At 68.0% G+C, this 14,766-nt stretch carries 14 protein-coding genes and 4 pseudogenes; 13 read left to right on the top strand and 5 right to left on the bottom strand.

The window, feature by feature from the left end; all coding sequences use genetic code 11:
• Position 1: 1 nt before the first annotated feature.
• Positions 2 to 580, bottom strand: a pseudogene (locus tag ADK64_RS36460) (amino acid transporter); the annotation flags it as partial.
• 692 nt (positions 581 to 1,272) lie between these two features.
• Between ADK64_RS36460 and ADK64_RS36455 the strand changes: the two are divergent.
• The 3 genes and pseudogenes from ADK64_RS36455 to ADK64_RS36445 all read left to right on the top strand — a co-directional run.
• A pseudogene (locus ADK64_RS36455) lies at positions 1,273 to 1,522 on the top strand (response regulator); the annotation flags it as partial.
• Between the two features lie 267 nt (positions 1,523 to 1,789).
• A complete protein-coding gene (locus ADK64_RS36450) occupies positions 1,790 to 2,395 on the top strand; it encodes a PRC-barrel domain-containing protein (RefSeq protein ID WP_107093193.1) in 606 nt (201 codons plus the stop codon).
• Positions 2,392 to 2,823: a hypothetical protein gene (locus tag ADK64_RS36445; RefSeq protein WP_053666370.1), complete on the top strand. Its 432-nt coding sequence runs from the start codon at positions 2,392 to 2,394 to the stop codon at positions 2,821 to 2,823. Before ADK64_RS36450 ends, ADK64_RS36445 begins: the two co-directional genes overlap by 4 nt.
• 787 nt (positions 2,824 to 3,610) lie before the next feature.
• Here the strand turns inward: ADK64_RS36445 and ADK64_RS36440 are convergent.
• The 4 genes and pseudogenes from ADK64_RS36440 to ADK64_RS36425 all read right to left on the bottom strand — a co-directional run bounded on the left by ADK64_RS36440 (position 3,611) and on the right by ADK64_RS36425 (position 6,891).
• Complete coding sequence (locus tag ADK64_RS36440; protein WP_053666369.1) at positions 3,611 to 4,510, bottom strand: YihY/virulence factor BrkB family protein; 900 nt, start codon at positions 4,508 to 4,510, stop codon at positions 3,611 to 3,613.
• A gap of 359 nt (positions 4,511 to 4,869) precedes the next feature.
• Positions 4,870 to 5,790: pseudogene (locus ADK64_RS44065) on the bottom strand (IS5 family transposase).
• A gap of 49 nt (positions 5,791 to 5,839) precedes the next feature.
• Positions 5,840 to 6,157 (bottom strand): ATP-binding protein, encoded by a 318-nt coding sequence (locus tag ADK64_RS36430; RefSeq protein ID WP_159046416.1) that lies wholly within the window; start codon positions 6,155 to 6,157, stop codon positions 5,840 to 5,842.
• 299 nt (positions 6,158 to 6,456) lie between these two features.
• Complete coding sequence (locus tag ADK64_RS36425) at positions 6,457 to 6,891, bottom strand: MarR family transcriptional regulator (protein ID WP_053666531.1); 435 nt, start codon at positions 6,889 to 6,891, stop codon at positions 6,457 to 6,459.
• Between the two features lie 197 nt (positions 6,892 to 7,088).
• Here ADK64_RS36425 and ADK64_RS36420 point away from each other — a divergent pair, with 197 nt between their 5' ends.
• From ADK64_RS36420 to ADK64_RS36385, 10 genes and pseudogenes are all read left to right on the top strand, one after another.
• Positions 7,089 to 8,249, top strand: coding sequence for a PP2C family protein-serine/threonine phosphatase (locus ADK64_RS36420; RefSeq protein ID WP_053666366.1), 1,161 nt, complete (start codon positions 7,089 to 7,091; stop codon positions 8,247 to 8,249).
• Between the two features lie 142 nt (positions 8,250 to 8,391).
• The gene (locus tag ADK64_RS36415) at positions 8,392 to 9,276 is read left to right on the top strand and encodes an STAS domain-containing protein (RefSeq protein WP_053666365.1); all 885 of its coding nucleotides are present in this window, start codon (positions 8,392 to 8,394) and stop codon (positions 9,274 to 9,276) included.
• A 44-nt stretch (positions 9,277 to 9,320) separates the two neighbouring features.
• Positions 9,321 to 9,686, top strand: a complete 366-nt coding sequence (locus ADK64_RS36410) for an STAS domain-containing protein (protein ID WP_053666530.1) — start codon at positions 9,321 to 9,323, stop codon at positions 9,684 to 9,686.
• Complete coding sequence (locus tag ADK64_RS36405) at positions 9,686 to 10,129, top strand: anti-sigma regulatory factor (RefSeq protein WP_053666364.1); 444 nt, start codon at positions 9,686 to 9,688, stop codon at positions 10,127 to 10,129. The genes ADK64_RS36410 and ADK64_RS36405 overlap by 1 nt, the downstream gene beginning before the upstream one ends.
• Positions 10,129 to 11,004, top strand: a complete 876-nt coding sequence (locus tag ADK64_RS49280; RefSeq protein ID WP_420713095.1) for an anti-sigma regulatory factor — start codon at positions 10,129 to 10,131, stop codon at positions 11,002 to 11,004. Before ADK64_RS36405 ends, ADK64_RS49280 begins: the two co-directional genes overlap by 1 nt.
• A pseudogene (locus ADK64_RS47940) lies at positions 11,001 to 11,153 on the top strand (DUF6131 family protein); the annotation flags it as partial. The gene ADK64_RS49280 and the pseudogene ADK64_RS47940, both read left to right, overlap by 4 nt.
• Positions 11,154 to 11,604: 451 nt before the next feature.
• On the top strand, positions 11,605 to 12,450 hold the full coding sequence (locus ADK64_RS36395; protein ID WP_053666362.1) for an RNA polymerase sigma factor SigF: 846 nt from the start codon (positions 11,605 to 11,607) through the stop codon (positions 12,448 to 12,450).
• A 280-nt stretch (positions 12,451 to 12,730) separates the two neighbouring features.
• Positions 12,731 to 13,030 carry an MEDS domain-containing protein gene (locus ADK64_RS47935; RefSeq protein WP_234384850.1) on the top strand — a complete coding sequence of 100 codons (300 nt, stop codon included), beginning with the start codon at positions 12,731 to 12,733 and terminating at the stop codon, positions 13,028 to 13,030.
• Positions 13,031 to 13,179: 149 nt separating this feature from the next.
• Complete coding sequence (locus tag ADK64_RS47930) at positions 13,180 to 13,599, top strand: STAS domain-containing protein (RefSeq protein ID WP_234384849.1); 420 nt, start codon at positions 13,180 to 13,182, stop codon at positions 13,597 to 13,599.
• Positions 13,596 to 14,549: an anti-sigma factor RsbA family regulatory protein gene (locus ADK64_RS36385; RefSeq protein WP_053666361.1), complete on the top strand. Its 954-nt coding sequence runs from the start codon at positions 13,596 to 13,598 to the stop codon at positions 14,547 to 14,549. The genes ADK64_RS47930 and ADK64_RS36385 overlap by 4 nt, the downstream gene beginning before the upstream one ends.
• Positions 14,550 to 14,766 lie beyond the last annotated feature (217 nt).

Genomic DNA, 14,766 nt, shown 5'->3' with positions numbered 1-14,766 from the left:
CTCAACTCACGTGGACCCGCGGCCGCCGCTCCGGGTCCGGCTCGGCGCGGCGCAGCACCTCACGGGTGACCGTGGCCACCTCACCGCCGCCGAAGACCAGGAAGCGGAGCAGACGGCTCACCGGCCCGCCCTCGGACCAGTTGAAGTACACATGCGGAACCTCGCCTGTGCGGTCCCGCAACGCCAGCAGGATCGCCGCGATGGTGTTGGGGACCGCCGGACTCTGCATCGTGAGCCGGGCCGCTCCGTCCGGTTCGGTGCCGTGGACGGTGACATCCGCCGTGAAGTCCGACGAATCCTGCACAGACACTTCGAGGAAGAGAGGCGGTCCGCTGATGGGGGCGCGGGTGAGCCCATGCGGGATGCGCTCCGAGGGCTGCAGGTGGCGCCCCGGCGGCTTGTGGGCGATCAGCTGCAGTGGTCGACCCGCGGCGGCCCGATCGACGATACGCCGTGCCTCCGCATCCAGACGTACCTCCGTTACGCGCAGTTCGAAGGCCCGGGGCACACGCGATCCGAACGACGTGGTCAGGATCGCCAGGATGAAGATCGCTGCGATCTTGATACCGTCGGGCCGTTCGGGGTGCGGACCGGGGTGGCGGGCCGTGCGCTCACTCAGCCCCTGCAGAAGCCACGCCCGCCACCGGGCCCCCGCGGAGGCCGCCTCGGGTGGGCAGGGTCTGCTGCTGTCGGTGTCCGCCACCTCCACGTCGGTCATACAGCCCCTTCCGGCGTCGCGGCTTGTTGGCGCTCAGGGGCGGCGTCCAGGCGCGGACGAACCGCTCTTGGACGGCGCTGGAGCGCTCCTGATGCGTTGCTCTGTACAGGGCGACGGAAGACCTCTGGCTCGTCGCCATCGGTGGGAAACGACGGGGCAGAGGTCGGAACCGCGCCACAACCTCCCCAGGTGCGGCGCGGCAGAGCCACGGATACCCCTCAACGGGCCACCCAATCAGGGTGTCGGTCACGCCCGACGAGTATGCGTCAGCCGGATCGCGGCTTCGGCTCCCCTCCGCCACCGGCACCTCGCTACTGAGGCTTTCGGCCCTGGGTGACGGTGATCTCGCTGGTGGGTGTCTCCCTTGGGGCATGCGGTATCCCGTTGGGGTTCTCCTCACCGCGAAGCAGCGGGTCCGGCGGTAGCAAGTGCGGTTCGACGCAGCCGAGTTGCTGCCGGGGTTCGCAGAGAAGGTTTTCGCCGTCTTCCAGCGACCGCGCGGGGGAGACGGCCTACTCCTGCACCGGCATCGGTCTGGCGCTCCGCAAGAAGATCAGCACGACGGCCGTCAGACGCTCGAACGCATCAAGTCCGACGAGGATCTCGTGCACGTTCCGGTGGTCGTTTTGACGACGTCCTCGAAGGAAGAAGACATCCTGCACAGCTACAAGCTACAAGCTACAAGCCAACGCCTACGTCACCATGCCCGTCGACCTCGACCAGTACATCGCCGCCGTACGCCAGATCGGCGAGTTCTTCGCCACTGTCGTACGCCTGCCCCGGCGGAGTCACTCCCAGGGGTGACCTGGTCCGCCGACCCCTACCGCGGAAGGCGTGCGAACCCGTACTGCGGGCAAACGGATAGCTGAGGGGCCGCCGGACAGAACGACGGCCGGCGGCGAAGACGGACGGTAGGAGGAACTCGGCGATGGAGTGGTGGAGCTGGATGGTCTTCGTCATCGCGGCGGTGGGCTTGCTCACCGCCGCGACGCTGACGGTTCAGGCCAGACGCCGCAGCGGCACGGTGATCGCGGTACGTACGGGCAACCGGCCCAGCCGGGAGGGTCCCCGGTGATCACACTCATGCTGGCCTCGGAACTGACCAAACGGGTAGTCGTGACGCTGGGCGGCGAGGCCGTCGCCCAGATTCGGGACACCGTCTTCGACCCTCAGGCGGGCCGGATCACCGGCTTCACTCTGAGCGGGCGCGGCCTGCTGGCAGGCCCCCTCAAGGAGAGCCTGCCTTTCTCAGAAGTGCACGCCATCGGACCGTCCGCCGTGATGATTCTCAGTGAGGCGGTCCTGGAGAAGCGGGACTTGGTCGTGGGAGCAGACGAAGCCGGACACGGCCAGGTCATCGGCGCGCCCGTCCTCACGGATCAGGGGACGGAGATCGGCACGGTCCTGGATGTCGTGATCGAGGCCGGCAACAGTGGACGGGTGATCGGTTTCGAGATCGCCGCCAACGAAAACCTGGACGACCGGGAGCGGAAGGCGTTCATCCCGCGCGGAGAGACACGGGCCGTTTCCGGACGGGCCCTGGTGGTCCCCGCTCACGCCCGCCACTTCGTCGCCGACGACCTGCCCAGTTTCAGCGCCCAGGTCGAAGCCTTCCGCGCGCACAACGCCGAGCCGTACGCAGGCACGGCCGCTGCCGGAGAAGGGGGCCAGGCATGATGCTGTTCACCCAAGTCCAGGGCCTTCCCGTGATCACCGCCGAAGAGGCCGAACCGCTGGGGCGAGTGGAAGGCCTGACCATCGACGCGCACACCAGAAGCGTCGCCTGCGTGCGTCTGTCCGGAGCCCCGAAGCACGCTGCCGCCATCGCCTGGAACGCGATCGAAGGGATGGGACGAGACGCCGTCATCGTGCGCTCCCGTGCCATCACCGACCGCGGCCACAGCAGCTTCCCGGCTCACCAAGAGGTGCTTGGACGCCACGTCCTGTGCGAAAACGGCACCGCCCACGGTACTGTCAAGGACATCGCCTTCGACGACACGACCGGTCAGGTCCGCACGCTCTACACAGCTCTCGGCGACATCTCCGGAGACCGCCTCATTGGCCTGGGCTCCTACGCCGTGGTGGTACGCGTCGATTCCGATTGACGGTTCACGCTGGTGGCCGCTGGTTGGACCGACGACGCCGCGCGCGTGATCGGCGGTCAGCAAAAGCAGCAAGCTGGTCGTTGACGGCAATCGTGTCACTGTTGCCGCTCGTGCGTTCGGAATCCAGCAGGTACAAGCCTGCCGACGGTCCCCGCCATCACCGGCGAAATGGACGGGACCGCACGATCCGCCCATCGGCGGATCGTGCGGGAGGCTCCGGGGCTGTCATGGCCTCGATCAAGTCCTGGAGCCTGCTCCCGCCGACCTTGCCGACCGCCGTTCCTGATCAGCCCTGGCCACGTCTCGTGAGCTTGCCCCGAAGGCACCGGGGCGTTTGTCTGCGCTGAACGAAGCCCGCGCTCACCCGGACTTGCGAGAGACGGGGGGAGCCCCACCGTCGTTGTCGGGACCGGGCGAAGGAGGCCGCGTATGGCTGACACCGAATTCGATCACGGGTGAGAGCTGGGGCGGGGCTTTTCCGGTACGGCACAAGGACGGCGGGACGCGACTGCTGGAGTTCCGCAACATGCGCCTGCAAGACGATCTGAGCGTCTCCTACGCCCTCGGCAGCCCAGCCCCGCAAGATCGGCATCAGCGGCGGAAGCCACCGCAAGGGACTCAACAGCTGAAACCGGAGCCGATCCCATCGCAGGTCACTCCCAGCGCGCAGGCAGATGCCTGGGGCCTGCCGCATCCCGGCACCGATGTCTCGTTTGCTGGACCGCTGTTGACTACTGCCATAGGGACAGGCTGAGACAAAGCCGGCGCACCGTCATGAAATAGACGATCAGCTGGGAGGCTGTGGGGTCGGCGACGCTGAGGCAGTAATCGCTGCCGACCGCTGCGGGGCGGGTTTCGCCAGCTCTACGTTGAACTGAGCGCCGATCAAGAGGGCCAGGTTGGACAGCCACAGCCAGATGAGAAAGACCACCACGCCCGCCAGCGAACCGTACAGACGGTGGTAAGTGCTCACGTGCGAGGCGTACAGGGTGAAGCCGAGGGAGATGGTCAGCAGAAGCACGATGGCCAACCCACCACCCGGCGCCATTTTCCGCACCCGTCTCGAGGGAGCGGGACCTGACCGGTATAGCACCAGGACCAGGGCAACCGCCACCGCGGCCAGAACGGGCCAGCGCAGCGCGTCCCACACGGTCTGAGGCACGGTGCCCAGGTTGAAGGCCCGGCCCAGGCGCCTGGCCAGGCTCCCGCTCACCAACAGCGCGAGAGTCGTGGTGAGCAGGAGGCTGATCAGTACGATCGCAGTGATGATGATACGCGGGGCGGTGCGCCATGCCGGCCGGTGTGCGTTGGCGTGGTGGATCGCGTGCAGGGCCCTGCGGAAGACACTCAGATAGCTGCAGCCCGACCACAGCGCCCCCGCGACGCCGAAGAAGACCAGCATCCATGCCGCGGACGACTGTGCGGCCATCTGCAGAAGAGCACCGCGCAGCAGCCCGCGGGAGGTGACCGGGACGACCCCTGTCACCCGGTCGATCACCTCAGGCGTCGTAGCGGGCATGGTCAGCCCCAGAACCGAGAGAATCACCAACAGGACGGGGAACAGGGCGAGGACGGCGTAGTAGGTCAGAGCGGCGGCCCAGTCAGTGACATCATCGTTCCAGACCGCCACCGGGGTGCGGCACAGCGCCGCCCACCACTCTTTCTTACAACCATCAGTATCATCCATGATCGTCTACTTCCCACAGGAATGACTGGGCATCCTCACAACTGCCTCGCCGGTCCGCTGCCGCGCGTGACTCCGCTGTCGCACCGGGGGGCTGCGCGCGGAAGGCGGGCCGCAGCTCGATGAGCCATGACCCGCCTTCCTCAGGATGCAACTGAGTCGGCCTTGTCCGCACTGCTCATCGAAACCGTCCTCCTCAGCCCGCGCTCCTTGCGGGTCCCAGCTCCTCTACCCGCGTCGCCTCATGTGATGTCCGCTCCGCGCCCGGACCACCCACGCGGCCTCCTCGCTGACGACGCGCCGGTAACAGACGCACCTCTTCCGCGGCCTCGCATAGGCCCGTCACATTCGTAGGACCTTCGCTAGGTCGTTTCTGATGGCTCGTGAACGACGTCGCGGAGCCAGATGACGATCGCCGCGACGGCCAGGGTGCCGTTGAAGATGCAGTCGCGTTTGTCGTACCGGCTGGCCACTGCCCGGTATTGCTTCCACTTGCTGACGCACCGTTCGACGGCACTGCGGCGGCGGTACTGGGCCTTGTCGAAGGCCGGTGGACGCCCTCCGGCCTGGCCCTTGCGCCTTCGCTTGGCATGCTGGTCATCGGGCTGGGCGATGGCCGCCTCGATCCCTCGTCGTCGCAGATAAGTGCGGTTGTCGTGGCTGGAGTACGCCTTATCACCGCGGACGCGATCAGGACGGCGGCTCGGCCGGCCAGGTCCGCGCCGCCGGATGTGCAAGCCGTCCAGCACGGGGATGAACATGGGGATGTCGCCTCGTTGCCCCGGCGAGGTCTGCCAGGTCGGGGGGGGCGGGCCCGGTCGTCGGACAGCAGGTGGATTTTGCTGGTCAGCCCGCCCCGTGAGCGCCCCAGTGCCTCCCGCCCATCGGCTTCCACACGTGCACCGCCCCCTTTCGCGGGAAGTCGCGCGGCGGCCGGTGACGGGCCCCGGCCGCGTGCTGAGCCGACGCTGCGCGGTCTCTGCCTCTACCGTCTTGGCCAGCGCCCCGTCGGGACCGGCGGCATCGGCCTCAACCTGTAACCCGGCCAGGATCTGCCGCCAGGTTCCGTCCGCCGACCAGCGGCGATGCCGTTCGTAGACGGTCTGCCAGGAGCCATATCGCTCAGGCAGGTCAGGCCAGGGCACCCCGGTACGGGCCCGGAACAGCACCCCGTTGATCACTTGGCGGTGATCGGCCCACTGCCCGCAGGGCTTGCCATTGGCAGGCAGCAACGACTCGATCCTCTGCCACTGCGCGTCCGTGAGCTCATGTCGCCGAGCCATGAGGCGCACCTGCCCAGCCGAACTGATCCACCCACCCCGGCAAGAGCCATCAGAAACGACCTAGTGGCCAGCCGAATCCGCCGGGCTCCCACGGCGGAGTGTCACGCTTACGGGGCGGGGCGGGGCTGGCGTTCGCCACGTGGACGGTCACGGTTTCCTCGGCCGCCCGCAGCCCGAAGCCGGTGACTCCGCAGGCGTGCTGGATGGCGTTCGTGACGAGTTCCGACACCGTGAGGAGTGTCGCCTCCGCCTGGCTGCAGCCGTCGGGCGCCAGCACAGACAGGAAGTTCCGCGTGATCCCGCGTGCGTCCTCGGCGGCGCGCGGACTGTCGGCGGACGGGTGCGCATCCTCCGTGAAGGGGGGCACGATCACTCATCTCCGATCTCAATGGGCACTTTGCCCGCCTACCCGAAAGAGACGAGATCAGACGCGTTCTACGTCGAGGTGAGGCCAACAGTCGACCCACGGCGGTCTGGGGGTATCCGAAGTCATGAAGGCCCTCAAGACGTTCATTGCCATTTGACAACAATGACCCCAGGACAACAAAGTAGCCGTGTCGTACCGCACGGGGAAGGATGTGGAATGTTCCGGTGGGCGGAGACCGCTCCGCGTGCTGGCCACCGAAGCCCCGGGGTGTGGGGGAGTTCGGTTGCACCACCTGGCGTTCAGGCCGTGCGGTTGCCGGGCTGCGCCCCGTTCACGTGTATCTGCAGTGCCGCCGCGTCGCAGAACGCCTCCAACCCCTCCAGCAGTGCCGCTCGTTTGCTGGAGGGCATGAGCTGCAGCACCGCCTGCAGCTCATGCTCCCTGCGCGTGCGCAACTCGTCGAGGAAGGTGCGGCCCCGGTTGCTGAGGTGCAACCGGACCTCGCGCCGGTCGGCCTTGCTGATCACGCGCTCGACGAAGCCGGCTGCGACCAGCCGGTCGCAGAGCCGACTGGTGGCGGGAGGCGCTGAGGCGAGTGCGTCACACAGCGTGCGCAGGTTGATGCCGTCCTGGTGCTCCAGGGTCAGCAACACCCGCATCTGCGACGCCGACGCCGGCGCGGTGGAGGCTCGGCCCCACAGGACTTCCAGCAACTCTCCAGCCGTCGCGGTCACTCGGGCGACCTCGACGGGTTCCGGGCGGGGGCGGAAGGCGGCCACTGTCACACTCTCGCAGGCACTGGGACGGTTGCCAGCGTACTAGGCGCCCGCAGCGGCAACAGACGGTTTGGACGGCTTGGCGCGGCTATCGAGCGGCCTCGTCGCGAGCTAGGCCGGTAAGTGTCTGCCGAAGGATTGGTGTGTTTACCACCGTGAACAGATATGTGATTGCTGAGCGCGCCTTGCGTGCAGCGGCCCCCCACGAGTTGCTCGACGCCGTCCGTCGTGTGCTGGTCGAGCAGTACGGGGCGGAGTCGGTCGACCTCTTGATGGCCGACTACGGCCTGACGGTGCTTCAACCGGTGACGGTGCTGCCGCAGACCGTGAAGCCGGTGTCCGTGCACAACAGCGTGGCGGGCCGCGCTTTCGGTGCCCAGGAGCCGGTCGTCGAAGCAGCTCGCAACGGGCGTGCGCGGGTGCACCTTCCCGTCAGTGTGCGCGGGGACCGGCTGGGCGTGCTGTCCGTGACCCTGCCGCCCGACAGCGGGGTCCAGGACCTGCTCGGTGAGCTCTCCGACATCGCGGAGGTGCTCGGCCACGAGGTGGTCGTCGCGGAGCGGGACACCGACATCTACCTCCAGGCCCGGCGCAAGGACCGACTCACGTTGGCCGCCGAGATGCAGTGGCAACTGCTGCCAGGGCGCTCCTGTTCCCGCCCGGAATACGATCTGGCCGCGCAGTTGGAGCCGGCGTACGGGATCTTCGGTGACAACTTCGACTGGTCCGCTACGGCCGACCACCTGATGCTGTACGTCACCAACGGCATGGGTGAGGGGATAGAAGCCTCCCTGCTGACGAACTTGGCCATCAACGCGCTGCGCAACGCCCGGCGCGCCGGGCTCGCCATCGACGACCAGGCTGCCCTGGCCGACCAGGCGGTGTACGCCCACTACCGGGGCCGATCCTACCTGTCGGTGCTGATGTTCGACTTCGACCTCACCACGGGCTGGGCCAAGGTCGTGGACGCGGGCTCACCGCGCTTGCTGCGGCTGCGTGGTGGCGCGGTGGAACGCGTCACCTTCGAGGCGCAGCTCCCGCTGGGCATGTTCGAAGAGACCGACTACGTGGTTCAGGAGTTCCGGGTGGAGGCCGGTGACCGGCTCGTCTTCGTCAGTGATGGGGTGTATGCGGTCGCCGATCCCAAGGGTGAGGCGTACGGCGATGTCGCGCTGGCCCGGGCTATCCAGGCCACCCGGCTGCTGCCGGCTGCCGAGGTCCCGCGCGCCATCCTCCGGGAATTGACCGGTCACCGCGGTCGTTCGGTTGCCGACGACGACGCGCTCGTCGTCTGCCTCGACTGGCGCGGAATCTGACCGAAGTCCGCAATCGCCCGGTCGCCCGTCTCGGTGTGGCGATTCCGTGTTGTTTGCACCAGACCGTCGACGCTAACGTTTGCCATGAGGCAATAATTGCGTCTCAGGCGCGGTCGATCGGCGACCCTGTACGGAGGAGACGATGAAGGTGTCGGAGCAAGAGGCGGTCGAGTCGACGGCGCGCCGACTGGGAACTGTCCTGGACCGCCGCCGGGAGCAGATCGCCCAGCGTTGGGCCGATGCGCCGCTCTTCCGGACTGTGTTCACCGTATCGCGCGAAGAAGCGGTCGACGCGTGCAAAGCCGTCGTGGACGCGCTGTCCGACGTCGCCTCGTCCGGACGCCTGGAGGACATCGCCTCGCCCGGCTTCGACAGCGTGCGCGACCAGCTGGGACGTATGTCCAGTGCACGGACCCGGGCGGGTTCGAGCCCGGCCCGGATCGCGGACGAGGTGGCCGCCCTGCGGGAGCCGGTCGCTGAGTTGCTGCTGGCTGAGTTCTCCGATCCCTCCTCGCCTGAGGCGGCTGAGGGCCTGCTGGCGTTGACCGCCCTGATGGGCACTCTGCGGCTGGTGGTGATGCAGGCGGCGCTGAACTCGGGCGAGGAGCTGATCGCACGGCAGCGGCAGCAACTGCTCGAAGTGACCACGCCTGTTATCAGCCTGTGGGAGGGCGTCGTCGCCGTACCGCTCATCGGTACGTTGGACAGCGCCCGCAGCCAGGTCGTCATGGAGTCCCTGCTGGCGGGCATCGTGGACCAGCGTGCCCGGTACGCGATCCTCGACATCACCGGTGTACCCACGGTCGACTCGCTCGTCGCGCAGCACCTGATGAAGACGGTGGCCGCGGCACGGCTGATGGGCGCCGAGTGCATCGTCTCCGGCATCCGTCCGGCTATCGCACAGACCATCGTGCAACTCGGCATCGATCTCGGTTCAGTCCTCACCCGCGCCTCACTCGCCGACGCCCTGGCCTACGCCCTCAGCCGGCTGGGCATCGAAGTGTCTCCCCGTGCGAGCATGCGGTGACCGCTGCCTTCCCCGGCCACGCGACCGTGGTGCCGGTCCTGGCGATGGGAGAGACCCTGCTGGTCACCCTTCAGGGGGAGCTGCACGATGGCACGGCCGAGCAACTCCAGCAGGACATCAGTCACCGAATCGCCGACAGCGGAGCGAACGGTGTGATCATTGACATCTCCGGTGTGGAGGTCGTCGACTCCTTTCTGGGACGGATCCTTGCCGAGATCGCAGCGAGCGCCAGCTTGCTGGCGGCCCGCACGGTCGTCGCCGGCATGCGGCCGGCCGTGGCGATCACTCTGGTCGAGCTGGGCCTCACCCTGCCCGGACTGACCACCGCGCTTGACATCGACCGCGCACTGGAACTCCTCACCCGGACGTCCACACCGAGCGCCTCGGACGGACACGAGAGGGCGACGTGATGCCGGCCTTCGATCCCACCGTCGAAACCAGTCTGCCGATCCGCTCGGACGCGGACCTCGCGTGGGTCCGTCAGCAGGTACGCCAGAGCGCGGCCGGCCTCGGCTTCGGACTGGTGCAGCAGACGAAGCTGGTCACCGCCGCCAGCGAGCTGGCCCGCAACACCCTGGTTCACGGAGGTGGCGGGCACGTGGACGTCATGCCACTGCCTCCAGGCATGGCTCGGGGGCTGCGGCTGTCCTTCGTCGACAGAGGTCCGGGCATCCGCGACGTCGAGCTGGCCATGACGGACGGATACACCAGTGGCGGTGGTCTGGGACTCGGTCTCAGCGGTGCCAAACGCCTCGTCGACGAGTTCGAGATCGACACTGAACCCGGCCGCGGCACGACTGTCACCGTCATCGCCGGGACCACAGGCGTACCCGCGGCACGGCCGGGGGCGTGATGGCGCGCGTCTGGGACATCCCGGTGCACGACCCCACCCGAGTACGAGACGTCCGGGTGGCGGTCGAGGCGGCCAGCACGCATGTCCGTCTCGATCCCCACCGCACCGCGGTCGCCGCCCTGGTGGCCACCGAGCTGGCCACCAACCTGGTCAAGCACGCCAGTGGCGGTCGCGTCCTGATCGACCTCGTCGACCGGCCCGGCGTCACACGCACCTCCGGGGTGCAGGTGACAGCCATCGACTACGGTCCGGGCATCCACGACATCACTGCGGCCATCCGTGACGGGTACACCACCAGCGAGGCGTCGCTGGGCGCCGGTCTGGGTACCTGTCTGCGCATATCCAGCGATTTCGACCTGCACAGCACCCCCCGCGGCACCGTCGCGGTCGCCCGTGTCGACCAGGAGCCCGCAACGCGTCGGGAACGGAGGGGGCAGGGCCCGAGGGCTGGAGGGATCAACGTACCGCTCGGCCGGGACGAGCACTCGGGAGACGCCTGGAGCTTCGCCCGGTCGGGCAGCCGCTGCCTGCCGGTGCCCGGGACCGCTTCACCCGGTATTGGGACGGTGTGCAGCACGATGCCGTGCAGGCAGCCGACAGCCTGGTCGCCAACGTCTTGCAGACGCTCGCCACGATGTTCGACGAGCACAAACGACAACTGGAAGAACAGTGGGACCGCAGCGGCCCAGCGGACACCGAAGCCTGCGTACCGCCCTGCGCCCCTGTCGGCCGTTCTTCAACCGCCTGCTCACCACCTGACGAATCCACCTGCAGGGGGAGAGCAGGTGACGGCGCTCAGCACAGCGAGTGACGTTCCGTCAGGCATCAGCACCAGCGGTCGGCACACCGGCCGGAAAGGGAGGAGATCGCCGTGATCGCTCTCGGTGTCATCCTGCTCATCGTCGGGTTCCTGCTGCACATCGGAATCCTCTGGACGATCGGGATCATCCTGCTCGTCGTTGGACTCATCCTGCTCCTCCTCGGCTCCCTAGGCCACGCCGTCGGTGGCCGACGCCACCACTGGTGGGCCGCCCCACCGGCCGCCGCGGAGAGGAACTTGCCGACGCAGAAGACCGTCGGGGGCACGGCTTGTCGAGCGAGCAGGCCGCCCCGTCCAGTCCCTACCGGCCGGCTCGCAGGCCCGCCGGCGCTGATGGCGGGCGTCGGCTGCATCCAGGCGCAGAGGCGCCATCCGGACAACTGCCCCACCGGCGTCACGCCCCAGGACCCGCGCTGAGACCGCTCCCTCGACGTTCCCAACCAACCCCGACGGGATCGCCGTTGCTGCCACGTCGACCGTCGGGCAGGGCTGGCCGGTCGCGACGGCCAAGGTAAGGGAAGTTGTAACAGGTACGGGGAGTGAAGCGGTCTAAAACTAACGGACGTTCGAGGAATGCTGGTCGGAGGCCGGGGTATGCGGGTGCTGCCGGACGATGGACCGGCGAGGACTTACGCCGATCGACTGGGAGGGGCACATGGTGGCGACGACGACCACGCAGACTGTCGAGCAGACGGTGGACGTTCCGGAGGTCGCGGAGCCTTCCAAGGTAGCGCCGAAGGATGCGCGGGAATTGTCGAAGCTGTTCTTCGGCCAGCTGACGGTGCTGGAGGAGGGCACGCCCGAATACAGCTACGCGCGCGACACGCTGATCGAGATGAACATGTCCCTCGTCCGCTACGCGGCCGGCCGGTTTCGCAGCCGGGGGCCGGAGGAGATGGAGGACATCGTCCAGGTGGGCATGATCGGTCTGATCAAGGCCATCGACCGGTTCGAGCTGTCCCGTGAGGTGGAGTTCACCTCCTTCGCTGTTCCCTACATCGTCGGCGAGATCAAGCGGTTCTTCCGTGACACCTCCTGGGCCGTGCACGTGCCGCGGCGGCTTCAGGAAGCCCGCACCCAGCTCGCGCGGGCCCACGAGGAACTGCGCACCCGACTGGGGCGGACACCGACGACCAAGGAACTCTCCGAGCTGATGAGCCTTGCGGAGGACGAGGTCGTAGAGGCCCAACTGGCCGCCAACGGCTACAAGTCGGCCTCCCTGGACGCCGCGATCAACAGCAGTGAGGACGGCGAGGCCGTGCTCGCAAACTTCATCGGCGACGAGGACAAGGCCCTGGAACGGGTTGAGGATTTCCACGCCCTCGCACCGATGATCGCGGAACTGGACGAACGCGACCGCAAGATCATCCACTGGCGCTTCGTCGAGGAACTCACCCAGGCCCAGATCGGCCAACGCCTAGGTGTCTCCCAGATGCACGTCTCCCGTCTGATCACGCGCCTCCTGGCACGCTTGCGCGAAGGCATGCTCAGCACTGAATGACGGCCGCACGCCTGGCAGCCGGGGATGGTTGTCCGCTGTCCTCGCGAAGACACCGGACGCAGGGCCCGACCACGCGGGACCCTGTTGGTCCTGCAGTTTCCCGGCAGCGCAGAGTGGTCTGACGGGGTAAACATTGCGCCGAACGCCATCCGGGTTCCGCGACACGCGGGCGACGTTCTTGGAGAAGCGGTCACAGCAGATCAGTTCTCTCGCGGTAGGGCGACAGCTCGTTGTGGCACAAGAACCGGGTCGCGCCAGGAGGGCCAGGGGAGGTGGTTCGATGCACACGGCGCGGGCGAACGACGAAGCCGCGGCGGACCGGCATGCCGTCGCGGTGTTCTCTACCGACGCCGAATGGGCCGACCACCTGACGACATTCGTTCGGGCGGGAATCGAACAGGGTGAACAGGTTCAGTACTTCGCTGACACCACTGAACCCGACCTCGTGACCCACACGCTCGCCGAGCGGGGCATCAACGCCGCCTCCGCCATGCGGCGCGGGCAGCTTGTGGTGACTACCGCCACCGGGTCCTACCTCGCCGGAAACCGGTTCGACCCGGATGCCTTGATCGGTCTTTGAAACGAGGCCGTGGAAGCAGCCGCGGCGCAGGGGCACCGGGGCCTGCGGGTGATCGCCGAGATGTCCTGGGGCGGCCGGAACGTAGTGGGGCCCAGCGTCTGCTGGAGTACGAACTGCGTATCCATCGCGAGGTCTTCGAACGACTACCTATGCGGGCCTGCTGTTTCTACGATCGGCGGCTGCTGCCCGGCCAAGGCTTTGAAGAGCTGGCGGGGGCACATCTGACGCGGTCGGGCCTGGCCGCCTGCTCCGTCGAAAGACCGGGGCTTTCGGTCTCTCCTCTGGTCCACCCGCCCGGCTTCCGACTGTCGGGATCGGCCGGTTACGAAAGTCGACACGTCGCCGCCTCGGTCGCAGCCGCGCTGGCCGGGGCCTCGGCAGAGCACGTCACCCTTGACCTGTCGGGCGTTGAACACCTGGACGTCGCCACACTGGCCGACATCGCCCAGGCAGCGCTCCGGCGGCCCTCTGGCACCCGCGTGCGGCTCACCAGGGTCCCACCCATGCTCCAGCGCATGCTGGAACTCTTTCCCGAACTCGGTGCGGGCATGGAAGTGACCCGCCGATGACGACGTACACACGGCCGTCGGGTGGGCCGGTGCACGGCGCGCCCTTCCACCACCCCGCCCTCTTCTACACGACGGAGGAGGACTATCTGAAGGGTGTGGGAGGCTTCGTCCGAGCGGCTGCGGCCCGCGGCCGCCCTGTGTTGGTTGCCGTACCCGCCGACCGTCTCACGCTCCTCCAGAACACTCTGAGCGCCGGGGACCAGGACATCACCTGGATCGATATGCGGCAGGCCGGGCAAAACCCGGGGCGCATTCTGTCGATGCTTCAGGACTTCGCCGACCGGCACGTGGAACGCAACCCGTCCATCGTGGGCGAGCCGATCTGGGTCGGCCGCACTCCGGCGGAGGCCCACGAGGCCACCCGTCACGAGGCACTGATCAACCCCGCCTTCGCCGGACGGCCCGGCACCATCCTCTGCCCTTACGACGCCGCGTTACCCGAATGGGTTCTGGCACAGGCACACGAGACGCATCCCGTCATCGGTGCTCCCGGTGACTACCGGCACAGTGCGGTCTACGCGGATCCGTATGAGGTCTGCCGCGGCTGCGACACCCCGCTTCCGCAGGGCGCGGATCCGGTCGTCCCGCACTTCGCCGAGGAGGACCTCGGCAGGGTGCGGGAGGCCGCCTCGGCGTGGGCGGATGCGGCTGGTTTGTCACCGGGGCGCCGCACCGACCGGCTGCTGGCCATCAACGAGGCGAGCGGGAACTCGGTGCGCCACGGCGGGGGACGGGGCACCCTGCGACTGTGGCGCACGGGCGACACCATCGTCGCCGAGACACGGGACCGCGGACGCATGACGGATCCGCTCGTCGGCCGAAGCCGTCCCGACCCGCTCTCCCAGGCCGGTGGGCGGGGCGTGTGGATGATGCACCAGCTCTGCGATCTTGTCGAGATTCGGGCCCTGCCGTCCGGTCTGACGGTGCGCATGCAGATGACACTGGGATGAGTGCCCGCTCACCAGGGCCTGGGCGGCTGTGGTTCCAGGACCGGTGCTCTGGGCGGCCTGATCGGAGGACGGCTTGGCGTGCTCGTCAAGCCTGTCGACAGCGGAGCCAGAGGGACAGCGAGCGCGAGCCTCTGCGAGTTCGCCTGGTCGCGTCCTGCCGTGCTCCGCTTGGCGCGCGAGGTCGGGGTCCTCGCCGCGCTGTCGCGTGCGCCAGCGG

Source organism: Streptomyces sp. MMG1121, from assembly GCF_001280015.1.
Lineage (GTDB): Bacteria > Actinomycetota > Actinomycetes > Streptomycetales > Streptomycetaceae > Streptomyces.
Note: the sequence above shows the minus strand (reverse complement) of the source record. Positions and strands in the feature narration are given on the sequence as shown.

Coding starts and splice junctions, on each gene's coding strand:
- ADK64_RS36440 (WP_053666369.1), bottom strand. CDS start 4,510: ATGGATGATACTGATGGTTGTAAGAAAGAGTGGTGGGCGGCGCTGTGC.
- ADK64_RS36445 (WP_053666370.1), top strand. CDS start 2,392: ATGATGCTGTTCACCCAAGTCCAGGGCCTTCCCGTGATCACCGCCGAA.
- ADK64_RS36385 (WP_053666361.1), top strand. CDS start 13,596: ATGACGACGTACACACGGCCGTCGGGTGGGCCGGTGCACGGCGCGCCC.
- ADK64_RS36395 (WP_053666362.1), top strand. CDS start 11,605: ATGGTGGCGACGACGACCACGCAGACTGTCGAGCAGACGGTGGACGTT.
- ADK64_RS36405 (WP_053666364.1), top strand. CDS start 9,686: ATGCCGGCCTTCGATCCCACCGTCGAAACCAGTCTGCCGATCCGCTCG.
- ADK64_RS49280 (WP_420713095.1), top strand. CDS start 10,129: ATGGCGCGCGTCTGGGACATCCCGGTGCACGACCCCACCCGAGTACGA.
- ADK64_RS36415 (WP_053666365.1), top strand. CDS start 8,392: ATGAAGGTGTCGGAGCAAGAGGCGGTCGAGTCGACGGCGCGCCGACTG.
- ADK64_RS47930 (WP_234384849.1), top strand. CDS start 13,180: ATGCGGGCCTGCTGTTTCTACGATCGGCGGCTGCTGCCCGGCCAAGGC.
- ADK64_RS47935 (WP_234384850.1), top strand. CDS start 12,731: ATGCACACGGCGCGGGCGAACGACGAAGCCGCGGCGGACCGGCATGCC.
- ADK64_RS36410 (WP_053666530.1), top strand. CDS start 9,321: ATGGGAGAGACCCTGCTGGTCACCCTTCAGGGGGAGCTGCACGATGGC.